Raw genomic sequence first — 21,132 nt, forward strand, 5'->3', positions numbered from 1 at the left:
GGCGATTGTGCGCGAGGAAGAATGCCGCCCCGGCAGGCGCCTGCCGAGGGGCGCGCGGCGCCCGGGTCGGGGCATAGAATGGCCGGATGAACCCGTCGTGGACCGTCTTCATCCTGCCCGCGCTGCTCGCTGCCGCCCCGCTGGCCCGAGCCGCCGAGGAGCCCGCGGCCCCGCGCACCGCGCCCGAGCCGCAGGTGCTGAACCAGGTCACCGAGGACGACAACGTCCGGATCGAGGAACTGCGCGTCCGGGGCCAGACCAGGCGCCTGACCGTCAAGCCGAAGATCCCGGGCATGAACGCCTACGAGATCGCCACGCCCGAGCCGGGCCGCGCACCGGGCGATGACCCGAAGGCCGGACAGCGCGTCTGGTGGTCGATCACCTTCTGACACACAGCCGCGTCGCCTCCAGCGGCCGGTAGCTCTGCATGGCGGTCTATACCGAAGTGAGCCTGGAACAGGCCCAGGCTCTCGCGACGCATCTGCATCTGGGCACGGTGAGCTCGCTCGAGCCCGTGGCCAGCGGCATCGAGAACACCAACTACTTCCTCGGCACCGAAGCCGGCGAGTGGGTCCTGACCCTGTTCGAGCGCCTGTCGGCGGCGCAACTGCCGTTCTACCTGCGCCTGATGCAGCATCTGGCCCGGCACGGTCTTCCGGTGCCCGAGCCCCGGGGCGACGCCAACGGCGACCTTTGCCACCAGGTCGCGGGCAAGCCGGCCGCGATAGCCAACCGACTGCCCGGCACGCCGGTGCACGCGCCCGACACCCACCATGCCGACCAGGTCGGCGCCACGCTGGCGCGCATGCACCTGGCGGTGGCCGATTTCCCGCTGCAGCAACCCAACCTGCGCGGGCTGGCCTGGTGGCTGGAGGTGGCGCCGCAGGTCCGGCCCCACCTGGACGACTCGGCCGCCGCCTTGCTCGACGAGGAGCTGGCCTACCAGAAGCACTTGGCCGCGTCGCCGGTCTATGCCCAGCTGGCCCAGGGCGCGGTTCACGCCGACCTGTTCCGCGACAACGCCCTGTTCGACGGTCTGCCTGGCCGCGAACGCCTGTGCGGCGTGTTCGACTTCTATTTCGCCGGCACCGACAACTTCGCCTTCGACCTGGGTGTCGCGATCAACGACTGGTGCATAGACGACGACTCCGGCCACCTGGACGAGACCCGCGCCGCGGCGCTGATCACCGGCTACAGCACCGAGCGCGAGCCCGACGGCGCCGAGTGGCGGCTGCTGCCTGCCATGCGCCGGGCCGCGGCCCTGCGCTTCTGGCTCTCCCGCCTGTCCGACTGGCATGCACCGCGCGACGCCGCGTTGCTGACGCCCAAGGATCCGCGCCACTTCGAGCGCGTGCTGCGCGACTGCATCGCCAACCCCTGGCACCCGGGCGCCTGATCGGTCGAGACGACGCATGGGACTGAAACTGAAGGAAGTGCCGGCGGCCGCCGGCTGGCAATGGATCACCCTGGGGCTGAAGGAATACTGGCGGCACCCGGTGGCCTACGTCGGCATCCTGGTGAGCTACCTGCTTTCCAACCTCGGCGTGCTGGTCCTGGCGTCGCTGCTGGCCAACCTGCACCCGGCCCTGTTCTACGTCGGCGCCGGCCTCGTCGTGATGGCGCTGCCGCTGCTCACCCTGGCTTTCGTGATGGGCACGCACGAGGCGCTGCAGGGCCGCCCCCTGCACATCGGGGTCTACGTCGGGCCCTGGCTGCCGCGGACGCCGGATCGGCGCCGGTCCCTGTTCCTGCTGCTGCTGGCCTTCATGGTGGCGACCATCGTCTCGTTCCAGCTGGCCGGCGTCTTCGACGATCAGGCGCTGCAACAGCTCCAGGATGCGATGGCCAAGGGCCCGATGTCGGACGAGGAAGTCGCCCGCCTGTTCAACTCGCCTGACGTCACCTCGGCGCTTGCCTGGCGCTCCCTGGCCATCGCCGTCGTCAGCATCCCGTTCTGGTTCGCCCCCGTGCTGGTGGTCTGGGGTGGCCAGGGACCGGCGCAGGCGATGTTCTCGAGCGTGCTGGCGTTGTGGCGCGCGCGCTATGCCTTCTTCCTTTACTTCCTGGGCGGCATGGGCGTGGTCATGCTCGTGTCCATGCTCGCCGGCTTCCTGCTGGCCCTGGTCGGACCAGGCATTGCCGGCCTGCTGGCCATCCCCTTGGGGCTGATGCTGCCGGCGATCTTCTACGTCACGCTCTACTTCAGCTTCCGGGACTGCTTCGGCGAGCCCTGATCAGCCGGTGCGGGGCGTGACCTTCACGCTCAGGCGGCCGTCGAGCCGGGCGCGCTCGAAATCGCCCGCCGCGCGCGCTAGCGCATCGGTGGAGGACACCGCGCAAGCACTGATGCCCACCGCCTGGTCGCGCCCCATCGCCTTCGCGCTGTACAGGCCCATGTCGACCAGGTTCACCGCCTGCTCCCACGGCAGGCTCACGCCATGCGGCGGCAGCGGGAAGGCGGCGTAGGCCATCGACATCGTCACCGCCACCTCGCGGCCGTCGGCCAGCGTGACCGGGCGGTTGCCTATCTCGCCCAGCACCCGCAGGGCGAGCGATTCGACGCCTTCGCTGCTGAGCTCCGCCGTGTGCACGAGGAACTCCTCGCCGCCCCAGCGGCAGGCGACATCGCCCGAGCGCACGCAGGAGGACAGCCGCTGCGCCACCTCGATCAGCACGGCGTCGCCGATGGCATGGCCATGCTCGTCGTTGATGCGCTTGAAATGGTCGACGTCCAGCAGGATCAGGCCGCCCTTGAAGCCGCTCGCGTCGCCATCCTGCCGTGCCGAGAGCGCCTCGCGGAAATGGCGCCGGTTGGCCAGGCCGGTCAGCGGGTCTCGCTCGCTCTGGACTTTCAGCAGGGCCTCGCTGCGGCGCAGCTGCAAGTTGGCATCGCGCGTGCGGCGCACCTGCACCACCAGCACGCCCATCGCCAGCGCCAGGACGATCGACGCGAGCATCCACACCCGCTGCATCAGGGTCTGGTTCTCCAGCCGGGCGGTCTTGAGGCTGTTCTCCCGCTCGGCGAGCTCCAGGTCGCGCTGGCCGGCCTCGGTGCGAAAGCGCTCCTTGAGCTGGCCGAGCACCGCCGTGCGGGTGTCGGTGTCGATCTGGTCGCGCAGCGCCGTGGCGCGGTGGTAGTTCTCCAGCGCCGCCTTCACGTCGCCGGCAGCCGCCAGCGCATCGGCCGATTCATTCAGCTCGACCTCGACGCGAGCGCGTGCCTTGGCCTGCTCCCACAGTTGGACGGCCGCCTCGAGATCGGCCTTGCCCTGCGCGATCTGGCCAAGCTGAACCCGGGCAATCCCGCCGTTGTGCAGCATCACGGGCAGGTAGCGGCGATCGTTGAACTGCCGCATGACCGGCAGCGCCCTTTCCACCGCCGCCAGCGCGTCACGGGGCCTTCCGGCGCGCAGGAAGGCGTCCGACAGCGCCGCCAGGGCCAAGGCCTCGAGGCGGGGCGACCCGCTGCTGCGCGCCAGTCTCACGGCCTCTTCCAGCGGGGCCTGCGAGCCGGTGCGCTCGTTGCGCAGCGAGGCCAGCGCCGCGGTGTTGAGCAGGACGCGGATCATCGCGCGGCCCGACGGGTCCTTGCGCGCGTGCCGTTCGGCCTGCGACATCTCGCGGCGCGACTTCTCCATCTCGTTCAGGTGATGGCTCAGCAGGGCCTGGCTGGCCAGGCCCCAGGCCAGCAAGGTGTCGTCGCCGGCCTGCTGGGCCAGCTCGTTGGCCCGCTGCTGCAGGCGCGCGGCCTCCAGCCGGTTGCCCTGCCTGTCCGCCCTCACCGCCAGCAGGCGGATCACCTGCCACCAGCCCCGGTGGTCGCAGCCGTTGCGGCTGGCTTCGCCGGCGCAGGTCTTCGAGTAGGCCGCGTCGGCCTCCAGGGCGTGGCCGACGGCCGATTCGTTGCGCCACAGCTGTTCGTCCAACAGGGCGCGAATCATCGCCGCGTCGGCGCCCGCCACGGCCACCTGCGCAGCCATCTGGGACAGGCGCCCGGCCGACTCCTGTGCCAGTGATTCACGCCCGGCGCGTGCGGCGACCACCCCCCGCGTTCGCTCGATGACCGCCGCCCAGGCCGCCGGCGTGCCTTCGGCCAGGCCCTGCTGCACTTCGTCCAGCCGGTGCAGCGCCGCATCGGGATCGTCGAAACCCTCGGTGGCCCAGCGGTCGGCCTGGTCGTTCAGCTCGGCCAGCGTGAGGGCGCTCCCCAGGCGCTCCAGCCCGGGGGGCACGGCCGAGGCCGCGATGGCCGACGCACTGGCCTGCGGTGCGGCGACGCGCGCGGCGGAGGCCCCCTGCGCCAGGAAGGCCACCACCAGGCTGCTGGCGACGACGAGAGCTCTCATGCGGCGGCTTCGGTGAGGGCCGGCCCCCGCAGCACCGTCATCTGAACCCGCCCTTCCCGCCAGGAGCTTTCCAGGTCCTGCACCAAGGCGTCCACCTCGGCCAGCGTCGTGGCGGGCACCAATCCCACGCCGCAGGCGCGGTTGCGACCCTGGGTCTTGGCGACGTACATCGCGTTGTCGACGATGTCGACCGCCAGGTCCCAGGGGATATCGAGCCGGTTCGGCGCCAAGGGGAACTCTGCAAACCCGATGGACGTGGTCACGTCGATCCGGTGGTCGCCCACCGTCACCGGCATGCTGGCGACGGCGCTGAGCAGGCGCTGCGCCAGCAGCTCCACCCGTTCGTGGGCCATCGCCTGCACCAGCACCAGGAACTCCTCGCCGCCCCATCGGACGATGAGGTCCTCCTCGCGCACGACGGCCCGCAGGCGGCGCGACATCTCGACCAGCACCGCGTCCCCGGCAGCGTGGCCATGGTGGTCGTTGATGCTCTTGAAGTGGTCCAGGTCGAGCAGGTAGAGCGTGCCGTGCGCTGGGGGGCGGACCGCGTCGCCCTCGGTCATTTCATGGAACTGGCGGCGGTTGGCCAGGCCGGTCAGCGGATCCTGCAGGCTGTGGCGCTTGAGTTGCGCCGTGCGCTGTCGCAGGGCCTGCTGGGTGGCACGCAAGCCGCTGTACATGCGCGCGGCGATGCCCAGCAGCGACAGCACGATCACCGCCGTCAAGGCCCAGATCTTGTACTCCAGGTCGCGCCGGCGCAGCTGCTCCTCCTTCAGCGCGTTGTCCTCGTTCAGCAGCGCGATCTCACGCCGGCGCTGCTGGGCGTCGAAGCCTTCCTGCAGTTCGAGCATGGCCTCCTGCTGGTCACGCCGCGCCAGCTCCGCCGACAGGCCTCGCAGGGATTGGTAGGCGGCGTAGGCGTCGGCGAGGAACCCGGCCCTTTCCAGGTAGCGGGCGACGTCCCCCGTCGACTCGGCCAGGGTGGCAATGTCGTTGACCGAGCGCTCGTGCTCGAGCACCGGCCGGATCAGCGCCATGCCGTCGTCCTTGCGCTTCATCGAGATCAGGGCCAGGCCACTGTTCAGGTGGGCCAGGTTCTCGATGCCGATGTCGTGCAGCTTGCGCGCCAGCGGCACGGCGCGCTGGGCGATCTCGTAGGCGCGCTGGAACTCGCCGCTGTGCAGATAGAAGTCCGACAGGTTCGCCAGGCCGAGCGCCTCGGAGCGCGCGGCACCGGCCTTGTGGGCGTACTCGATGGTGTGGTTGAGTGCGGCGAGTTCCTCGACCGGATGACCGTTGTCGGTCAGCACGATGCTTTCGGTGGTGGCCGCCTCGGTCAAGGACATCCAGTCCTCGTTCTCGGTGGCGATCTTCTTGGCCTCGTCGTTCAGCCGCATGGCGCGGTCGGGCTGCCCGCCCCGGTACAGCACGTACGACAACGTCGATCGGTAGGTGCTGCGACGCCATGGCGAGTTGGCCTCGTCCGCCATGTGGATCACCTCCTGCAGCAGGCGGACGGACTCGTCGAAATGCCCGACGCGCTGCTTGATCTCCGCGGCCGTGGCGAAGCAGCGCATGCGCATGCGTGGCGAGGCGATGGCACGCAGGGCGCTGTCCACTTCGGAAAGCTGGTTCTCGGCGCGTGCCAGCGACCCGCCGTCGCTGATGGCGACCTGCCCGCGGATGCAGACCGCTGCCGCCTCGAGCTGCTGATGCGGCAGATTCCGATACGCCGCGGAGCCTGATTTGACCAGCGCCTGGGCAACGGCTTCGGCCGCCGCCGGCTGGTGCTGGCGCGCGCGGAGCATCCCCAGGAGGTGCTCCACCTCCAGCCGGGGCACGCCTTCGATCGGGCCGGACGCCAGCAGCCGCTCGAGCTCGTCCGCCACGACATCGGGCTTGGCCCGGCTCTCGTTCTCCAGGCGCTCGATCGCCTCGACCTGCACGCCGCCCTGCGCCGCCGATGCAAACGCCACCGCGCAGCCGAGCATGGCCGCCACCCGGCGGGCCCAGCTGAACAACGGCCGGGCGCGCAGGGTCATGTGTCCGTCGGGGTCAGCTTGGCAACGGACAGGGCCAGCCACTTGGTGCCGTGGCGGCCGAAATGCACCTGGGCGCGGGCGTCCGTTCCGGCGCCTTCGAGCGTGACCACCACGCCCTCGCCGAACTTGTTGTGGAACACGCCCTGGCCGACGCGCAGGCCGTGCCCGGCTTCGCGCGCGGCCGCTTCCGCCATGCGCGCGGGCACCGGCGGGGCCGAGGGTGGTTGCCAGCCGGCGTTGCGGCCGGCGCCGACGATGGACCCCAGGCCGCTGCCACGCTGCCAGGCCGCCTGGTAGTCGCGCGCGTAGCCTGAGCCGAAGCCCTGCGCCCGCGGCGTGAGCCACTTCAGGGTGCCGTCCGGCAGTTCATCGAAGAAACGGCTCTTCACGTTGTACCGGGTCTGGCCGTGCAGCAGGCGGGTCTGACTGAAGCTGAGGTAAAGCCGCTGGCGGGCGCGGGTGATGGCCACGTACATGAGGCGCCGCTCCTCCTCGAGCCCGTCGGCGTCCGACAGGGAGTTCTCGTGCGGGAACAGGCCCTCCTCGAGGCCGGTGATGAACACGGCGTCGAATTCCAGCCCCTTGGCGGAATGAACGGTCATCAACTGCAGAGCGTCTTGTCCAGCCTGGGCCTGATTGTCTCCAGCCTCCAGCGCCGCATGCGTGAGAAATGCGGCCAAAGGACTGATGATTTCTCCAGTTTCGGCGTCAGGCGTCACGTCGACCGCGGCCAGCGCAGGCGGGCTGCCTTCGGCCAGCAGACCGGGCGCCTGCTCGTCCACCGGCAGGGCCACGGCATCCTTGCCGAAGCCCTCCTGGGTGACGAAGGCCTCGGCCGCGTTGACGAGCTCCTCGAGGTTCTCGATGCGGTCGGCGCCGTCCTTCTCCGTCCGGTAGAAGTCCAGCAGCCCGCTCTCGTGCAGCATGTGCTCGATGATCTCCCGCAGCGTCATGCCCTGGGTGGCCGCGCGCATGTTGTCGATCAGCGCGTGGAAGGCCGCGAGGTTGCTGCCGCCCTTGCCGCCGATGGCGCCGGCGGCCTGCCACAGGCTGCGGCCGGTGCTGCGCGCGGCATCCTGCAGCTGCTCCAGCGTGCGGGAGCCGATGCCGCGCGTCGGGAAGTTGACCACCCGCAGGTAGCTGGTGTCGTCGTTGGGGTTCTCGACCAGGCGCAGGTAGGCCAGCGCATGCTTCACCTCCGCCCGCTCGAAGAATCGCAGCCCGCCGTAGACGCGGTAGGGAATGCCGGCATTGAACAGGGCCGATTCCAGCACCCGCGACTGCGCATTGCTGCGGTAGAGCACCGCGATCTCGCGCCGTGGCAGGCCGGCGCGGTGCAGCGCCTGCGCTTCTTCCAGCAGCCACTGGGCCTCGGAGTAGTCGCTGGGCGACTCCTGCACGCGCACCGGCTCGCCCGGACCCGCGTCGGTGCGCAGGTTCTTGCCCAGCCGGTGCGCGTTGTGGCTGATCAGGTGGTTGGCGGCATCGAGGATATTGCCGTAGCTGCGGTAGTTGCGCTCCAACTTGATGAGGTGGGTGACGCGGAACTCGCGCTCGAAATCCGACATGTTGCCGACCTGCGCGCCGCGAAAGGCGTAGATGCTCTGGTCGTCGTCGCCCACCGCGAACACCGCGCCGCCGCCAGCGCGCGGCGGCCCGGCAAAGATCTTCAGCCAGGCGTACTGCAGTCGGTTGGTGTCCTGGAACTCGTCGACGAGGATGTGGGCGAAGCGGCGCTGGTAGTGCTCGCGCAGCGCGGTGTTGTCACGCATCAGCTCGTAGGTGCGGAGCATGAGCTCCGCAAAGTCGACCACGCCCTCGCGCTGGCACTGGTCTTCGTAGGCCTGGTAGATCTCGACCAGCTTCTGCGTCTGGCCATCGCGGATCTCGATGTCCTTGGGCCGCAGGCCGTCATCCTTGCTGCCGGCGATGAACCAGGTGACCTGCTTGGGAACGAAGCGCTCCTCGTCCACGTTCATGGCCTTGATGATCCGCTTCACGGCCGACAGCTGGTCACCCGTGTCCAGGATCTGGAAGGACTGAGGCAGGCCGGCGAGCTTCCAGTGGGCGCGCAGGAAGCGGTTGCACAGCCCGTGGAAGGTGCCGATCCACATCCCCCGCACGTTCACCGGCAGCATGGCTCCCAGCCGGGTCAGCATCTCCTTGGCCGCCTTGTTGGTGAAGGTCACCGCCATGACGCCGCCTGGAGAGACCTGGCCTGTCTGCAGCAACCAGGCGATACGGGTGGTCAGTACGCGGGTCTTGCCGGAACCCGCGCCGGCGAGGATGAGCGCCGGCTCTGGTGGCAGCGTGACCGCGGCGAGCTGCTCCGGGTTGAGGCCCCGCAGCAGCGCATCGCCACCAGGCGGCCGGGCGGGCGCGGCGGCGCCTGCATCGTCGAAATCTGTCATTCAGGCATTCTAGGGAGGGGCATCGGCCCGCACCGCAGTCGCTCGCCCGTCATCCGGGCAGGGCACGCTTCGTGCATGGTCGTCGCCTCGGTTTCGCTCGTTCCATGTCCTGGCTGATCCGTTCGCCCCGCCCTCATCGACTGTCGCTTGCGCTGCAGGGCGGCGGAGCCCACGGCGCTTTCACCTGGGGCGTGCTGGACGCCCTGCTCCAGCGCGACGAGCTCGATCTGCGTTCGGTGAGCGGCGCCAGCGCAGGTGCCATCAATGCTGTCGTCCTGGCGCACGGCCTGGCCACGGGTGGCCGTGAAGGCGGGCGTGCCGCGCTCGATGCCTTCTGGAAGGCCCTGGGCACGCGGTTGCCCTTCGGATGGTTCACGGTCGGCCGGCACGACGCCCCGGGCTTCGCGCCCGCGGCCAAGGTCGCGCTTCGCTGGTCGCAGTTGCTGTCGCCGTACCAGTTCAACCCGATGGGGCTGAACCCGCTGCGCGAGATCCTCGAGGCGCAGGTCGATTTCGAACGCCTTCGCCGGGCCAGCCCGGTGCGCCTGTTCGTCGCCGCCACCCACGCGGCCTCGGGCCGACTGCGAATGTTTCGCGAACACGAGATCACGGGCGATGCGCTGCTGGCGTCGGCCTGCCTGCCGAACATCCACCACAGCGTGCTCATCGACGGTGAGGCCTACTGGGACGGCGCCTTCGCCGCCAATCCACCGCTTTGGCCGCTGCTGCACGCGGGCGATGCCGACGACCTGATGATCGTGCTGCTCGCCCCGCCCGCCCGCCGGGCAGCTCCCCCGCGCAGTGCCGAAGAGATCCGGCTGCGCGCCCAGGAACTCGCCTTCACGGCGCCGCTGATGCGCGAGTTGCAAAGCCTGGCCGACTGGCGCGAAGCCACGGGCGGGCCGTCCTGGCCGGCGAGCGCGCATGAGCGGCGCCTGAAGCGCCGGCGGCTTCACCTCATCGATGGCCGACCTGAACTGGCGGCCCTGGCCAGCGAGACACGCTTGATCGCGCACCTGCCGTTCCTGGAGCATCTGCGCGATCTCGGCGCCGCGGCCGCGCGCGGCTGGTGGGCCCGACACGCCACGGCCCTGGGCCGGCGCTCCAGCCTTGACCTTGGGGGCCTTCTGGCCGGCCACCCCGCGTAGAATGGATCACCGGGCCCAAATTCTGCGCCCGGTTTTTTGTGCCCGCACCGCGCCGCCCCAGGCGCACCGGTGATGCGGGCCGGCCGGGCGAGGTCAAGCGCTCGCAGCCCTCGGCAGCACACTGCTCCCAACGTGCCGCCACAGCTCCGAGAAGCCATGGAAATCTTTGACTACGACAACATCCTGCTCTTGCCCCGCAAGTGCCGGGTGGACAGCCGCGCCGAATGCGATCCCGGCGTCGATTTCGGCGGCCGCCGCTTCAAGCTGCCGGTCGTTCCGGCCAACATGAAGACGGTGCTCGACGAACCCATTGCCGAATGGCTGGCCGGCAATGGCTACTTCTACGTCATGCACCGCTTCGATCTCGACAACGTCGCCTTCGCGCGGCGCATGCGCGAGCTCGGCCTGCTCGTGTCCATCAGCTCGGGCGTGAAGGAGGCCGACCGCCTCGTGATCGACCGCCTGGCCGCCGTAGGCGTGGGCGCCGACTACATCACCATCGACATCGCCCATGGCCACGCCGACAGCGTGCGCCGCATGATCGAACACATCAAGCAGAAGCTGCCCCAGGCTTTCGTCATCGCGGGCAACGTGGGCACGCCCGAAGGCGTGATCGACCTGGAGAACTGGGGCGCCGACGCGACCAAGGTCGGCATCGGGCCCGGCAAGGTCTGCATCACCCGCCTGAAGACCGGCTTCGGCACCGGTGGATGGCAACTCTCGGCGTTGAAGTGGTGCGCCCGCGTGGCCACCAAGCCCATCATCGCCGACGGGGGCATCCGCCACCACGGCGACATCGCCAAGAGCGTGCGCTTCGGGGCCGCGATGGTGATGGTCGGCTCGCTGTTCGCCGGCCACGAGGAATCCCCCGGCCAGACGGTCGAGGTGGACGGCAAGCTCTACAAGGAGTACTTCGGCTCGGCCAGCGACTTCAACAAGGGCGAGTACAAGCACGTCGAGGGCAAGCGCATCCTCGAGCCCATCAAGGGCCGGCTCGCCGACACGCTGCGCGAGATGCAGGAAGACCTGCAAAGCTCGATCAGCTATGCCGGCGGCCGGGCGCTGGCCGACCTGCGCAAGGTCAACTACGTGGTGCTCGGGGGCGAGAACGCTGGCGAGCACTTGTTCATGTAGCGTCCGACGGCGCCTGCGCAGGCAGGCCCGGCACTCCGGGCCCGCCCCGGACCTCTACTACTTGCCGATCATCCCCCGGCGATCGCCCGGCTCCAGCCAGCGCGGCCGTTGGGCGGGCACGCGCAAGCCCAGGAGCTTGCTCTTGGCCTGCGCCGTCAGCCCCGGGCAGCCGAAGCCGTCGGCGTGATCCTCGGCCGCGATGCGCAGCGGATCGGTCGAGGCGCCGATCGGCTGGCTGAAGTCCTCGGCCACCGGGCAGGTGGCGTCGAAGCCATCGAAGTAGCGGCCCTCGTTGCTGGCGTTCACGGACTCGAAGTTCACCGCATTGATCACCGCGCCGCAGCCGTCGGGCTGCGGCAGGAAGCCCACCGGCTTGCCGCAGGTGGTGTCACCGATGGTGACCACCTCCACGAACGGCCGCAGCCCGTTGATCACCTGCTCGGCCGCCGAACAGGTGCGAGGGCCGGTCAGCACGTAGACGCGCGAAAGCCCCGTGGCATTCGCGTAGTTCACGAAGCGGAAGGTCTCGTCGTGGTTGCTCTTCTTGTCGTTGTAGAGAAGGCTCGTGAAGACCTGCCCGCTGGTCTCGGCACCATTGGGGAAGGAGGCGATCTTGTCGGCCACCGAGACCAGGCCGCCGCCGTTGTAGCGCAGGTCGATGATCACGTCCTGGATGCCCGCGGTCTTGAACTGGGCGAAGGCCGCGTCGAAGGGTGCCAGCGCCTGGTTGATCATGTCCTTGACCATCACGTAGCCCATCTTGCGGCCCGACGGCGTCGTGATGACGCTCGAGTTGGGCACAGGCACCAGGTCGTAGATGACGGCGTTCAGCGTCACGCGGCTGTCGCCCGTGTCGGTGCGGACATCGATCGTCACGGAATCGCCGGTCTGGGCCGGCGCCAGGTCCGAGTAGTCGTCCTCCTCGATCAGCTGGCTGGAGGTGCGCCCGTTGACGGCCAGGATCTGGTCGCCGCGGCGCAGGCCCGCCAGCGCGGCAGGCGAACCGGGCTCGACGTAGCGGATGTAGAGCGGATCATCCGGATGGCCGCTTACCTCGATGCCCGTCACCATCACCCCGTAGCCCAGGGTGCGCCCTTCGCCGAAGGTGCGGTTGTAGGCCTCCTCCGAGGTGATGTAGCTCCAGGTGTCGGGCTTGGGAAAGTCGGGATCGGTGCCCTGGTAAAGCAGGGCCTGGAAGTAGGTGTCCACCGAGGCGTAGGCCGATGGATCTGGGCTGGGGCTGACGGCGTACCAGTAGTACCAGTCGTTCATGTAGTCGCGCAGCCAGATCTTCTCGTCGGCCGCAGAGCAGCTGAGTCCGTCACCGCCTCCGCCTCCACAGGCAGACAACAAGGCGGCGGCCGCCAGGCCGACAGCGCGCAATTTCCATGAGGCGCGCCAGCTGTTTTTCACGGGAGCGGGAGGGTTCATCGGGGTCTCCTCTTTGAAGAAGGTCGCGGGGGGCCGCGACCTACAATCGGCCCAACACAAAGTCTTCACGCCAGGTTGACAAGCTTTACGTGTCAACCTGTTAGCAATCCGGGCGCCCGACGCTCACCCGCCTCCATGACAGAACTCGCCAAATCGTTCGAGCCCGCCGCCATCGAAGCCCGCTGGGCACCGCTGTGGGAAGCCAGCGGCATCTACCAGCCCACGCTCGATCCGGCCAAGCCCTCGTTCAGCATCCAGCTGCCCCCGCCCAATGTGACGGGCACGCTGCACATGGGCCACGCGTTCAACCAGACCATCATGGACTCGTTGACACGCTACCACCGCATGCGCGGCTTCAACACCCTGTGGGTACCCGGCACCGACCATGCCGGCATCGCCACCCAGATCGTCGTCGAGCGCCAGCTGCAGGAGCAAGGCATCAGCCGGCACGACCTCGGCCGCGAGGCCTTCGTCGGCAAGGTGTGGGAGTGGAAGGCCCAGAGCGGCGCCACCATCACCCGCCAGATGCGGCGCATGGGCGACTCGGTGAGCTGGCAGCACGAGTACTTCACGATGGACGCCAGGCTCTCGGGCACCGTCACCGAGACCTTCGTCCGCCTGTACGAAGAAGGCCTGATCTACCGCGGCAAGCGCCTCGTCAGCTGGGACCCGGGTCTGATGTCCGCCGTGTCCGATCTCGAGGTGGAGAGCGAGGAGGTGGACGGCCACCTCTGGTTCATCCGCTACCCCATCGAAGGCAGCACCGAGTCGCTAGTGGTGGCCACCACCCGGCCGGAGACCATGCTGGGCGACACCGCCGTGATGGTGCACCCTGAAGACGAGCGCTACCGCCACCTGATCGGCCAGCAGGTCCGCCTGCCCGTCACGGGCCGGCTGGTGCCCGTGATCGCCGACGACTATGTCGACAAGGAGTTCGGCACCGGCGTCGTCAAGGTCACTCCGGCGCATGACCCGAACGACTACCAGGTCGGCCTGCGCCACGGCCTGCCGATGTTGACCATCTTCACCCTCGAGGCCAAGGTCAACGACCAGGCGCCCGAGGCCTATCGCGGGCTGGACAGGTACGTCGCCCGCAAGAAGATCGTCGAGCAGCTCGATGCCGAGGGCCTGCTGGTCGAGACCAGAAAGCACCGCCTCACGGTGCCGCGATGCGCGCGCTCGGGCCAGGTCATCGAGCCCATGCTGACCGACCAGTGGTACGTCGCGATGACGAAGCCGGGCCAGGACGGCCAGAGCATCGCGAGCAAGGCGATCGAGGCGGTGGAGTCCGGGCAGGTGAAGTTCGTGCCCGAGAACTGGGTCAACACCTACAACCAATGGATGAAGAACATCCAGGACTGGTGCATCTCGCGGCAGCTCTGGTGGGGCCACCAGATCCCGGCCTGGTACGGCAGCGGCGGGGAAATCTTCGTCGCCCGGGACGAGGCCGAAGCGCGCGAGAAGGCCAGGGCCGCAGGCTACACCGGCGAGCTCACGCGCGATCCGGACGTGCTGGACACCTGGTACTCCTCCGCCCTGGTGCCCTTCTCGACCCTGGGCTGGCCGGAAAAGACGATCGAGCAATCGTTGTTCCTGCCCTCGTCGGTGCTGGTCACCGGCCACGACATCATCTTCTTCTGGGTCGCCCGGATGATCATGATGACGAAGCACTTCACCGGCCAGGTGCCCTTCCGCGACGTGTACATCCACGGCCTGGTGCTGGACGCCCACGGCCACAAGATGAGCAAGTCCGAGGGCAACGTGCTCGACCCGGTGGACCTGATCGATGGCATCGACCTGCCCACCCTGCTCGACAAGCGGGTGGTCGGCCTGCGGCGGCCCGAGACGGCGCCCAAGGTCCGCAAGGCCACGGAGAAGGAATTTCCGAGCGGCATCCCGGGCTACGGCGCCGACGCATTGCGCTTCACCTTCGCCGCCATGGCCACGCTGGGCCGCACGATCAACTTCGACTCCAAGCGCTGCGAGGGCTACCGCAACTTCTGCAACAAGCTCTGGAACGCGACGCGCTTCGTGCTGATGAACTGCGAGGGTGCGGACTGCGGTCTGAAGGAGCACGGCAAGGCCGAGTGCGAGCCCGGTGGCCTGTACCACGGCTACATGCGTTTCTCGCAGGCCGACCGCTGGATCGCCGGCGAGCTGCAGCGCGTGGAGATGGCCGTGGCCCAGGGCTTCGCCGACTACCGCCTCGACAACGTCGCGAATGCCATCTATTCCTTCGTCTGGGACGAGTATTGCGATTGGTACCTCGAGATCGCCAAGGTGCAGATCCAGAACGGCACCGAGGCCGAGCAACGTGCCACGCGCCGCACGCTGATCCGCACGCTGGAAACGGTGCTGCGCCTGCTGCACCCGATCGCACCGTTCATCACCGCCGAGTTGTGGGACACGGTGGCACCTGTCGCCGGCCGCAAGGCCCAAGGCGATGCCGGCACGGTCGCCAGTGCCCCCTACCCCGTGGCGCAGCCGGACAAGATCGACTCGGCCGCGGACGCGTGGGTGGCCCAGCTGAAGGCCATGGTCGGCGCCTGCCGCGGCCTGCGCGGCGAGATGGGCTTGTCGCCCGCCGATCGTGTGCCCCTGGTGGTGATCGGCGAAACCGGATTCTTCACGGCGGCGGCGCCCGTGCTGAAGGCGCTGGCCAAGCTGGGCGAAGTGCAATTGCTGTCGGACGAGGCGGAGTTCGCGGCTGCCAGCGCGCTGGCACCCGTGGCCGTGCAGGGCGGCGCTCGCCTGGCGCTGAAGGTCGAGATCGACGTCGCTGCCGAGCGCGAGCGCCTGGCCAAGGAAATCAGTCGCCTCGACGGCGAGGTCGCCAAGGCGCAAGGCAAGCTCGGCAACGAAAGCTTCGTCGCCCGGGCGCCCGAGGCCGTGGTGGCGCAGGAGCGCCAGCGCCTGGCCGATTTCGAACGCACCCTGGTCAGCCTGCGCGAGCAGTGGTCACGCTTGCCACCCGCGTGACCGGCACAATCCTTGCCGGTAGTGGCACCGCACCCAACCAGTCCAGTCAACCATGCCGCACAGAGGGATGCTTCGCGTGAAAGTCAACAAGGCCATCTTCCCCGTCGCCGGTCTGGGCACCCGTTTCCTGCCGGCCACCAAGGCCCAGCCCAAGGAGATGCTTCCCGTCGTCGACAAGCCCTTGATCCAGTACGCCGTCGAGGAGGCCTATGCGGCCGGCATACGGCAGATGATCTTCGTCAATGGCCGCAACAAGCGCGCGATCCCGGATCACTTCGACACGGCCTACGAGCTGGAAAGCGAGCTGGAGGCTTCCGGCAAGCACGAACTGCTTGCGCTCGTGCGATCCATCAAGCCGGACGACATGGAATGCATCTACATCCGGCAACCCAAGGCACTGGGGCTGGGGCACGCGGTGCTCTGCGCGCAGTGCGTGGTCGTCAACGAGCCGTTTGCGGTGCTGCTGGCCGATGACCTGATGGTCGGCGACCCGCCCATCCTCAAGCAGATGGTGCAGCAGTTCGACGAGTGGCACGCGTCCATCATCGCGGTGCAGGAAGTGGCGGCCGAGCACACGCGCCGCTACGGCATCGTCGCCGGCACCCCGGTCGACGACCGGATGATGGACCTGGTCCAGATCGTGGAGAAGCCGGCCCCCGAATCCGCGCCTTCGCGCCTCGGCGTGGCCGGCCGCTACATCCTGACGCCGGGCGTGTTCCGCGAAATCTCCCAGTTGCCCCGCGGCGTGGGTGGCGAGATCCAGCTCACCGACGGCATCGCCAACCTGATGCGGCGCGAGAAGGTCTTCGCGTACCGCTACCACGGCAAGCGCTACGACTGCGGCAGCAAGGAGGGCTTCCTGCAGGCCAACGTCGAGCTGGCCCTGGCACATCCCGAACTCGGCGCCGGCTTTCGCGAATACCTCAAGACCTTGGAGCTCTGACCCGCTCCCGCCACGTGCCTTCGGGCGCCACGCGCGCGCGCCCCCCTCAAGTGGCGTGCGCGGATTGGGCTCTGCCGGTCCGTTGCGCGAGGCCCCTCGGGGAGCGGCGCCCGGGGGCGCGTGGGGGCCTCGTTCACCGCCTGCGGAGGTAGTGAATGAAGTCGGTGGCCTGAGTCTGCTGCTCGAGCAGTTCGTTGCCCGTCTGACGAGCAAAGGCCTGGAAGTCACGCATCGAACCGGGATCCGTCGACACCACTTTCAACACCTGGCCGCTGACCATGTCGGCCAGCGCCTTCTTGGCCTTCAGGATCGGCAGCGGGCAGTTCAGGCCGCGGGTGTCGAGTTCCTTGTGTGCTTCCATGCCGATCATTCTAGGAGGAGGTGGCCGGCGAAGCGCTCGCTTCGTCGCGCCGGGGCCAGTCGATGAAGCGCGGCTCTATGCCGCGGCCGCGCAGCCAATCGGCCAGCGCATAGCCGGTGCCGGCCGGCCAGCACAAAGTCTCGCCAGGTTCGAACAAGCGGTACTCGGCGAGCTCGGGGGACAGGCTGATCTCGCCGCGCGCCTGCACGTGGTAGGCAATGATCACCTGGTTCAGCCGCTGGAAGTCGTACACCCCGATCAGCCTGACGGCATCGGCCACGAGCGATGTCTCTTCGTTCACCTCACGCGCGATGCCCTCCTCCGGCGTCTCGCCAGCCTCCATGAAGCCGGTGATGAGCGCGAACATGCGCCCGCTCCAGGCGGCGTTGCGCGCCAGCAGCAGCCGGCCGCCGCGGTCGGTGCACTCCACCACGGCGGCGAGCACAGGGGTGGGGTTGTTCCAATGGGTGAAGCCGCAGGCCGGGCAGCGCAGTCGGCTCTTGGCGCCGCCATCCTCGACGGCCTCTATCCAGGCCAGTGCGCTGGCGCACTGGGGGCAGTAGCGATACTCGACCGTCATCGGGGCACCCGACGGCCTGCGGCCGGCCTCGCCAAGAGTGAATGAGCCCCGGCGGGCCGGAAGGGGCTCATGCCGGAAACACGCCCGTCGACAGGTACCGGTCGCCGCGATCGCAGACGACGAAGACGATGGTGGCGTTCTCGACCACCCGGGCCAGCTGAAGCGCCACCCAGCAGGCGCCCGCAGCGGAGATGCCGCCGAACAGGCCCTCTTCAGCGGCCAGGCGCCGGGCCATGTCCTCGGCGGCGGACTGGCTCACGTAGACCAGTTCGTCCACCGCCGCCGGGTCGTAGATCTTGGGCAGGTAGGCCTGCGGCCACTTTCGGATGCCCGGGATGCGCGAGCCCTCGGCCGGCTGCGCGCCGATGATGCGCACCGAGGGCTTCTTCTCCTTCAGGAATCGCGAGACGCCGGTGATCGTGCCGGTGGTGCCCATCGCGCTCACGAAGTGCGTGACCTGCCCGTCCGTGTCGGCCCAGATCTCCGGGCCGGTGGTCTCGTAATGGATTCGGGGGTTGTCCTCATTGGCGAACTGATCGAGGACGCGGCCCTTGCCGTCCTTCTGCATCTGATCGGCCAGATCGCGCGCCAGCTCCATGCCACCCGACTTGGGCGTCAGGATGAGTTCGGCACCGAAGGCCTTCATGGTCTGCGCGCGCTCGACGGAGAGGTCCTCCGGCATGATCAGCAGCATGCGGTAGCCCTTGATCGCGGCCGCCATCGCCAGGGCGATGCCGGTGTTGCCCGAGGTCGCTTCGATCAGCGTATCGCCCGGCTTGATCTCGCCTCGGGCCTCCGCATTGCGGATCATGCTGATCGCCGGACGATCCTTCACCGAGCCGGCCGGATTGTTGCCCTCCAGCTTGCCGAGGATGACGTTGTTGCGCGACGCGATCTCCGGCCCCGGCAGGCGCTGCAGACGAACCAGAGGAGTGGAACCGATCGCATCTTCGAGCGTCTTGTAGGCAGGCATGGCAGGGCAGGCAACAGCGGCTCGTCATTATGGGTGCAGGCCGATTCCGCCGCGAAGGCGCATGCCATAATCCGCGCCCGACATGCCCCGGGACGCAGCCTGCTGCCAGCTGCCCGGCGCGCATGACCACAGAGCACACACACTGGCCCGGGTGGCGAAATCGGTAGACGCAGGGGATTCAAAATCCCCCGCCGCAAGGTGTGCCGGTTCGAGTCCGGCCCCGGGCACCAGTGACCTGCAGCCTCCCCACACCTGCCGCGACGCACCATGCCGCCGATGCCACCCGTCACCAAGGCGCTGATGCTGATCTGCACGGCGGTGTTCTGCCTGACCTGGCTGGCGCCCATCGGCCCGTGGCTGGCACTGCATCCCCTGCAGTCGGGCTTCATGCCCTGGCAGCCGGTGACCTACGCCCTGCTGCACCGTTCGGTGATGGAGCTGTTCTTCAACATGCTGGGCCTGTGGATGTTCGGCGCCGACCTGGAGCGACTCTGGGGCTGGAAGCGCTTCGGCCAGTTCCTGCTGGTGTGCGTCCTCACGGCCGCCGCCCTGGCCCTGGCCCTCATGTGGGCGACGGGCAGCTACTACAGCACCAGCACGGGAGCCTCCGCTGCCTTCTTCGGCCTGCTGTTCGCCACCGGGATGCTGTTTCCCGATCGGACGATCATGCCGCTGTTCCCGCCGATTCCCATGAAGATGCGGACCTTCCTCATCGTGTTTGGCGCGATCGTGCTGGTCACCACGCTGGGCATCGAGCGCAACGTCGTGGAGTTGTCGATCCTCGGCGGCGTCCTGGGGGCCTGGCTGCACATCCGCTACTGGCGCCGGCGCGGCCGGAGCAGTTCGCGCTCGCGCCGATAGCGCCTGCCGCGCACCATGTCAAAGCGGCCGGTTTTGACGTGGGTGCTGATGACCTCCTGCATCCTGCTGTTCGTCGCAGCGAGCGCCGGCAGCGGCGGCCGCGACTCGGCCTTCATGGCGGATCTTTCGCCCACCCGGCTGGCCCTGTGGCCCTTCGATTCGCCGCGCTTTCGCCCCTGGCAGCTTCTCACCTACGCCTTCCAGCATGGCTCGGTGCCGCATCTGGTGCTGAACCTGCTCGGCCTGTGGGTGTTCGGTTCCTGGCTGGAGAGAGTCTTCGGCTGGCGCAGGACACTGATCCTCTATCTGGCCAGCATCCTCATCGCCGGCGTTGTCCAGCAATCGATGTCGCGCTGGCTGGGCCAGGCCCAGCCGATCGTCGGCGCCTCGGGCGGCATCTTCGGCCTGCTGGTGGCCTTCGCCCGCGCCTTTCCCGACTCGAGGCTGCTCATCCTGCCGCTGCCCGTGCCCGTCAAGGCCCGCACCGCCGCGCTGGCGTTCGCCCTGGTGGAGCTGTGCGCCGCCCTGCCTTTGGGATGGGACTGGTGGCGCGCCATGACGGCCCTGTTCGGCAACAGCGCTCACTTCGCCCATCTGGGGGGCATGCTGGGTGGCCTGCTCTTCAGCCCGGGACGCGCTCCGGACCCGCCGCCGTCCCCCGACACGCCGGCCGAGACCCCATGACCTTCAGATCAGCCGCGTGGCCTTGAGGTACTTCTCGACCTCGCGGTAGGTGCCGTCCTGGCCCGCGTACTTCACGACGTTGCGCACGGTCCTCAACCACTCGAGGGTGGAAGGGTCGGCGCCGTCGAGGGCCTGCTCGAAGTCGGACTGCCTCAGCGGGCGTTCCGATCCGGTCGTCAGCACCTCGCCGAGAACGGCCTCCTTCGCCTGATCGATCAAGCCGTCCAGATCGGCCCCGGACCAGTGGGCGGTCCTGGCTGCCAGGGCCGCGAAGTCCAGCGAATCCGACGGCACGCCGACCAGCTTGGCCTGCAGCATCGCCTCGCGCGCCGCAGCGTCGGGCGGCGGCACGAAGATCTGGCGAGCCAGGCGGCCGGGCCGCTTCATGGCCGGATCGACATCCCACGGCATGTTGGTCGCCGCGAGCACCAGCACCCCCTGGTTGTCCTTGCCCAATCCATCGAGCTGGGCCAGGAATTCGTTGACCACCGCGCGCGCGCTCGAGCTGCCGGCCTTGGAGCGCGAATAGGCCAGCGCGTCCAGTTCGTCGAAGAACAGCACGCAGGGCTTCTGGCTGCGGGCCTTGTCGAACATCGCCGCCAGGTTGCGCTCGCTTTCGCCGAGCCACATGTTCAGGACGTCCGAAATGCCGACCGACACGAAGCCGGCGCCGCATTCGTTGGCGACCGCGCGGGCCAGCATGGTCTTGCCGCAGCCGGGCGGGCCGTAGAGAAGGATGCCTCCACCGGCGTTCGAACGGAAGCGCGCAAACAACCCGGGGTTCAGGAACGGCTCGATGATCTTCAGCCGGATGGACTTCTTGAGGTCCTCCATGCCGATGATGCTGGAGAAGCGGACCTTCTCCTCCCGCACCGTCTGCATGGACACGACGCTGGCGGCGCCCCCTTCCACGACGTGGAGCCGCGTGGCTCGACCGGGTTGGGCGGCGGCCCACAGCGATTCCAGCGCGGCGTCTGCCTCGAAATCCGGCAGCTGGCGCCCACGCGCATACGCGCTGACGGCAGCCGCCTTGTCGTCCTGCGCCAGGTGACAGCGCGCCAGCAGCACCTGCGCCTTGGCCGAAGGGGCCTGCTGCGCCACCAGCCGGGCCTGGACGCACGCCTGGTCGGCCTCACCTTCCTCCATCAGTGCTTGCGCATACTGCAGCCGCAGTTCGTTGTCGAAAGGCTCCTGCAAAAGGCGCCGCTCCAGGTCTTGTCGCGAAGTGTCGTCACTCAT

General features: G+C 68.7%; 17 protein-coding genes and 1 tRNA gene. 10 read left to right on the plus strand and 8 right to left on the minus strand.

The window, feature by feature from the left end:
* The first annotated feature begins 86 nt into the window (after positions 1 to 86).
* The 3 genes from ACS5PM_RS01300 to ACS5PM_RS01310 are packed head-to-tail and all read left to right on the plus strand — an operon-like array spanning position 87 to position 2,234.
* Positions 87 to 389, plus strand: coding sequence for a hypothetical protein (locus ACS5PM_RS01300; protein WP_439384606.1), 303 nt, complete (start codon positions 87 to 89; stop codon positions 387 to 389).
* A 38-nt stretch (positions 390 to 427) separates the two neighbouring features.
* The gene (locus ACS5PM_RS01305; RefSeq protein ID WP_439384608.1) at positions 428 to 1,396 is read left to right on the plus strand and encodes a homoserine kinase; all 969 of its coding nucleotides are present in this window, start codon (positions 428 to 430) and stop codon (positions 1,394 to 1,396) included.
* Between the two features lie 16 nt (positions 1,397 to 1,412).
* Positions 1,413 to 2,234 (plus strand): BPSS1780 family membrane protein, encoded by an 822-nt coding sequence (locus tag ACS5PM_RS01310; RefSeq protein ID WP_439384610.1) that lies wholly within the window; start codon positions 1,413 to 1,415, stop codon positions 2,232 to 2,234.
* Here the strand turns inward: ACS5PM_RS01310 and ACS5PM_RS01315 are convergent, their stop codons facing one another.
* Genes ACS5PM_RS01315 through ACS5PM_RS01325 form a run of 3 tightly spaced genes read right to left on the minus strand, consistent with a single transcriptional unit; the run spans position 2,235 to position 8,799 of the window.
* The gene (locus tag ACS5PM_RS01315) at positions 2,235 to 4,346 is read right to left on the minus strand and encodes a GGDEF domain-containing protein (protein ID WP_439384612.1); all 2,112 of its coding nucleotides are present in this window, start codon (positions 4,344 to 4,346) and stop codon (positions 2,235 to 2,237) included.
* A complete protein-coding gene (locus tag ACS5PM_RS01320; protein WP_439384614.1) occupies positions 4,343 to 6,388 on the minus strand; it encodes a diguanylate cyclase domain-containing protein in 2,046 nt (681 codons plus the stop codon). The genes ACS5PM_RS01315 and ACS5PM_RS01320 overlap by 4 nt, the downstream gene beginning before the upstream one ends.
* On the minus strand, positions 6,385 to 8,799 hold the full coding sequence (locus ACS5PM_RS01325; protein ID WP_439384616.1) for a UvrD-helicase domain-containing protein: 2,415 nt from the start codon (positions 8,797 to 8,799) through the stop codon (positions 6,385 to 6,387). The genes ACS5PM_RS01320 and ACS5PM_RS01325 overlap by 4 nt, the downstream gene beginning before the upstream one ends.
* Before the next feature lie 104 nt (positions 8,800 to 8,903).
* Between ACS5PM_RS01325 and ACS5PM_RS01330 the strand changes: the two genes are divergently transcribed.
* Both ACS5PM_RS01330 and ACS5PM_RS01335 read left to right on the plus strand, forming a co-directional pair.
* Entirely contained in the window at positions 8,904 to 9,947 is a 1,044-nt protein-coding gene (locus tag ACS5PM_RS01330; RefSeq protein ID WP_439384618.1) for a patatin-like phospholipase family protein, read from the plus strand.
* A gap of 156 nt (positions 9,948 to 10,103) precedes the next feature.
* Positions 10,104 to 11,081, plus strand: coding sequence for a GMP reductase (locus tag ACS5PM_RS01335; RefSeq protein ID WP_439384620.1), 978 nt, complete (start codon positions 10,104 to 10,106; stop codon positions 11,079 to 11,081).
* Positions 11,082 to 11,138: 57 nt separating this feature from the next.
* Here the strand turns inward: ACS5PM_RS01335 and ACS5PM_RS01340 are convergent, their stop codons facing one another.
* Entirely contained in the window at positions 11,139 to 12,512 is a 1,374-nt protein-coding gene (locus ACS5PM_RS01340; protein ID WP_439384622.1) for a S41 family peptidase, read from the minus strand.
* 135 nt (positions 12,513 to 12,647) lie between these two features.
* Here ACS5PM_RS01340 and ACS5PM_RS01345 point away from each other — a divergent pair, with 135 nt between their 5' ends.
* Positions 12,648 to 15,491, plus strand: a complete 2,844-nt coding sequence (locus ACS5PM_RS01345; protein WP_439384624.1) for a valine--tRNA ligase — start codon at positions 12,648 to 12,650, stop codon at positions 15,489 to 15,491.
* Between the two features lie 67 nt (positions 15,492 to 15,558).
* Entirely contained in the window at positions 15,559 to 16,434 is an 876-nt protein-coding gene (gene galU, locus ACS5PM_RS01350) for a UTP--glucose-1-phosphate uridylyltransferase GalU (RefSeq protein ID WP_439384626.1), read from the plus strand.
* Positions 16,435 to 16,567: 133 nt separating this feature from the next.
* Here the strand turns inward: galU and ACS5PM_RS01355 are convergent, their stop codons facing one another.
* The 3 genes from ACS5PM_RS01355 to cysM form a co-directional block, all read right to left on the minus strand.
* The gene (locus tag ACS5PM_RS01355; RefSeq protein WP_439384628.1) at positions 16,568 to 16,795 is read right to left on the minus strand and encodes a sulfurtransferase TusA family protein; all 228 of its coding nucleotides are present in this window, start codon (positions 16,793 to 16,795) and stop codon (positions 16,568 to 16,570) included.
* A 10-nt stretch (positions 16,796 to 16,805) separates the two neighbouring features.
* Positions 16,806 to 17,375, minus strand: coding sequence for an NUDIX domain-containing protein (locus tag ACS5PM_RS01360; protein ID WP_439384630.1), 570 nt, complete (start codon positions 17,373 to 17,375; stop codon positions 16,806 to 16,808).
* A 67-nt stretch (positions 17,376 to 17,442) separates the two neighbouring features.
* The gene (gene cysM / locus ACS5PM_RS01365; RefSeq protein WP_439384632.1) at positions 17,443 to 18,348 is read right to left on the minus strand and encodes a cysteine synthase CysM; all 906 of its coding nucleotides are present in this window, start codon (positions 18,346 to 18,348) and stop codon (positions 17,443 to 17,445) included.
* A gap of 145 nt (positions 18,349 to 18,493) precedes the next feature.
* On the opposite strand from cysM, the gene ACS5PM_RS01370 reads away from it, so the two are divergent.
* The 3 genes from ACS5PM_RS01370 to ACS5PM_RS01380 all read left to right on the plus strand — a co-directional run bounded on the left by ACS5PM_RS01370 (position 18,494) and on the right by ACS5PM_RS01380 (position 19,893).
* Positions 18,494 to 18,578 (plus strand) — tRNA-Leu (locus tag ACS5PM_RS01370).
* A gap of 46 nt (positions 18,579 to 18,624) precedes the next feature.
* A complete protein-coding gene (locus ACS5PM_RS01375) occupies positions 18,625 to 19,209 on the plus strand; it encodes a rhomboid family intramembrane serine protease (protein WP_439384634.1) in 585 nt (194 codons plus the stop codon).
* 48 nt (positions 19,210 to 19,257) lie between these two features.
* On the plus strand, positions 19,258 to 19,893 hold the full coding sequence (locus ACS5PM_RS01380) for a rhomboid family intramembrane serine protease (protein ID WP_439384636.1): 636 nt from the start codon (positions 19,258 to 19,260) through the stop codon (positions 19,891 to 19,893).
* Positions 19,894 to 19,896: 3 nt separating this feature from the next.
* Here ACS5PM_RS01380 and ACS5PM_RS01385 read toward each other — a convergent pair whose 3' ends face one another.
* Complete coding sequence (locus ACS5PM_RS01385) at positions 19,897 to 21,132, minus strand: AAA family ATPase (protein ID WP_439384639.1); 1,236 nt, start codon at positions 21,130 to 21,132, stop codon at positions 19,897 to 19,899.

It is taken from the genome of Ideonella flava, assembly GCF_051857595.1.
Classification (GTDB): Bacteria; Pseudomonadota; Gammaproteobacteria; order Burkholderiales; family Burkholderiaceae_C; genus Ideonella.

Bases quoted from the DNA above. Each gene is read 5' to 3' on its own strand.
- ACS5PM_RS01300 (WP_439384606.1), top strand. From the start codon at position 87: ATGAACCCGTCGTGGACCGTCTTCATCCTGCCCGCGCTGCTCGCTGCC.
- ACS5PM_RS01305 (WP_439384608.1), top strand. From the start codon at position 428: ATGGCGGTCTATACCGAAGTGAGCCTGGAACAGGCCCAGGCTCTCGCG.
- ACS5PM_RS01310 (WP_439384610.1), top strand. From the start codon at position 1,413: ATGGGACTGAAACTGAAGGAAGTGCCGGCGGCCGCCGGCTGGCAATGG.
- ACS5PM_RS01315 (WP_439384612.1), bottom strand. From the start codon at position 4,346: ATGAGAGCTCTCGTCGTCGCCAGCAGCCTGGTGGTGGCCTTCCTGGCG.
- ACS5PM_RS01320 (WP_439384614.1), bottom strand. From the start codon at position 6,388: ATGACCCTGCGCGCCCGGCCGTTGTTCAGCTGGGCCCGCCGGGTGGCG.
- ACS5PM_RS01325 (WP_439384616.1), bottom strand. From the start codon at position 8,799: ATGACAGATTTCGACGATGCAGGCGCCGCCGCGCCCGCCCGGCCGCCT.
- ACS5PM_RS01330 (WP_439384618.1), top strand. From the start codon at position 8,904: ATGTCCTGGCTGATCCGTTCGCCCCGCCCTCATCGACTGTCGCTTGCG.
- ACS5PM_RS01335 (WP_439384620.1), top strand. From the start codon at position 10,104: ATGGAAATCTTTGACTACGACAACATCCTGCTCTTGCCCCGCAAGTGC.
- ACS5PM_RS01340 (WP_439384622.1), bottom strand. From the start codon at position 12,512: ATGAACCCTCCCGCTCCCGTGAAAAACAGCTGGCGCGCCTCATGGAAA.
- ACS5PM_RS01345 (WP_439384624.1), top strand. From the start codon at position 12,648: ATGACAGAACTCGCCAAATCGTTCGAGCCCGCCGCCATCGAAGCCCGC.
- galU (WP_439384626.1), top strand. From the start codon at position 15,559: ATGCTTCGCGTGAAAGTCAACAAGGCCATCTTCCCCGTCGCCGGTCTG.
- ACS5PM_RS01355 (WP_439384628.1), bottom strand. From the start codon at position 16,795: ATGGAAGCACACAAGGAACTCGACACCCGCGGCCTGAACTGCCCGCTG.
- ACS5PM_RS01360 (WP_439384630.1), bottom strand. From the start codon at position 17,375: ATGACGGTCGAGTATCGCTACTGCCCCCAGTGCGCCAGCGCACTGGCC.
- cysM (WP_439384632.1), bottom strand. From the start codon at position 18,348: ATGCCTGCCTACAAGACGCTCGAAGATGCGATCGGTTCCACTCCTCTG.
- ACS5PM_RS01375 (WP_439384634.1), top strand. From the start codon at position 18,625: ATGCCACCCGTCACCAAGGCGCTGATGCTGATCTGCACGGCGGTGTTC.
- ACS5PM_RS01380 (WP_439384636.1), top strand. From the start codon at position 19,258: ATGACCTCCTGCATCCTGCTGTTCGTCGCAGCGAGCGCCGGCAGCGGC.
- ACS5PM_RS01385 (WP_439384639.1), bottom strand. From the start codon at position 21,132: ATGAGTGACGACACTTCGCGACAAGACCTGGAGCGGCGCCTTTTGCAG.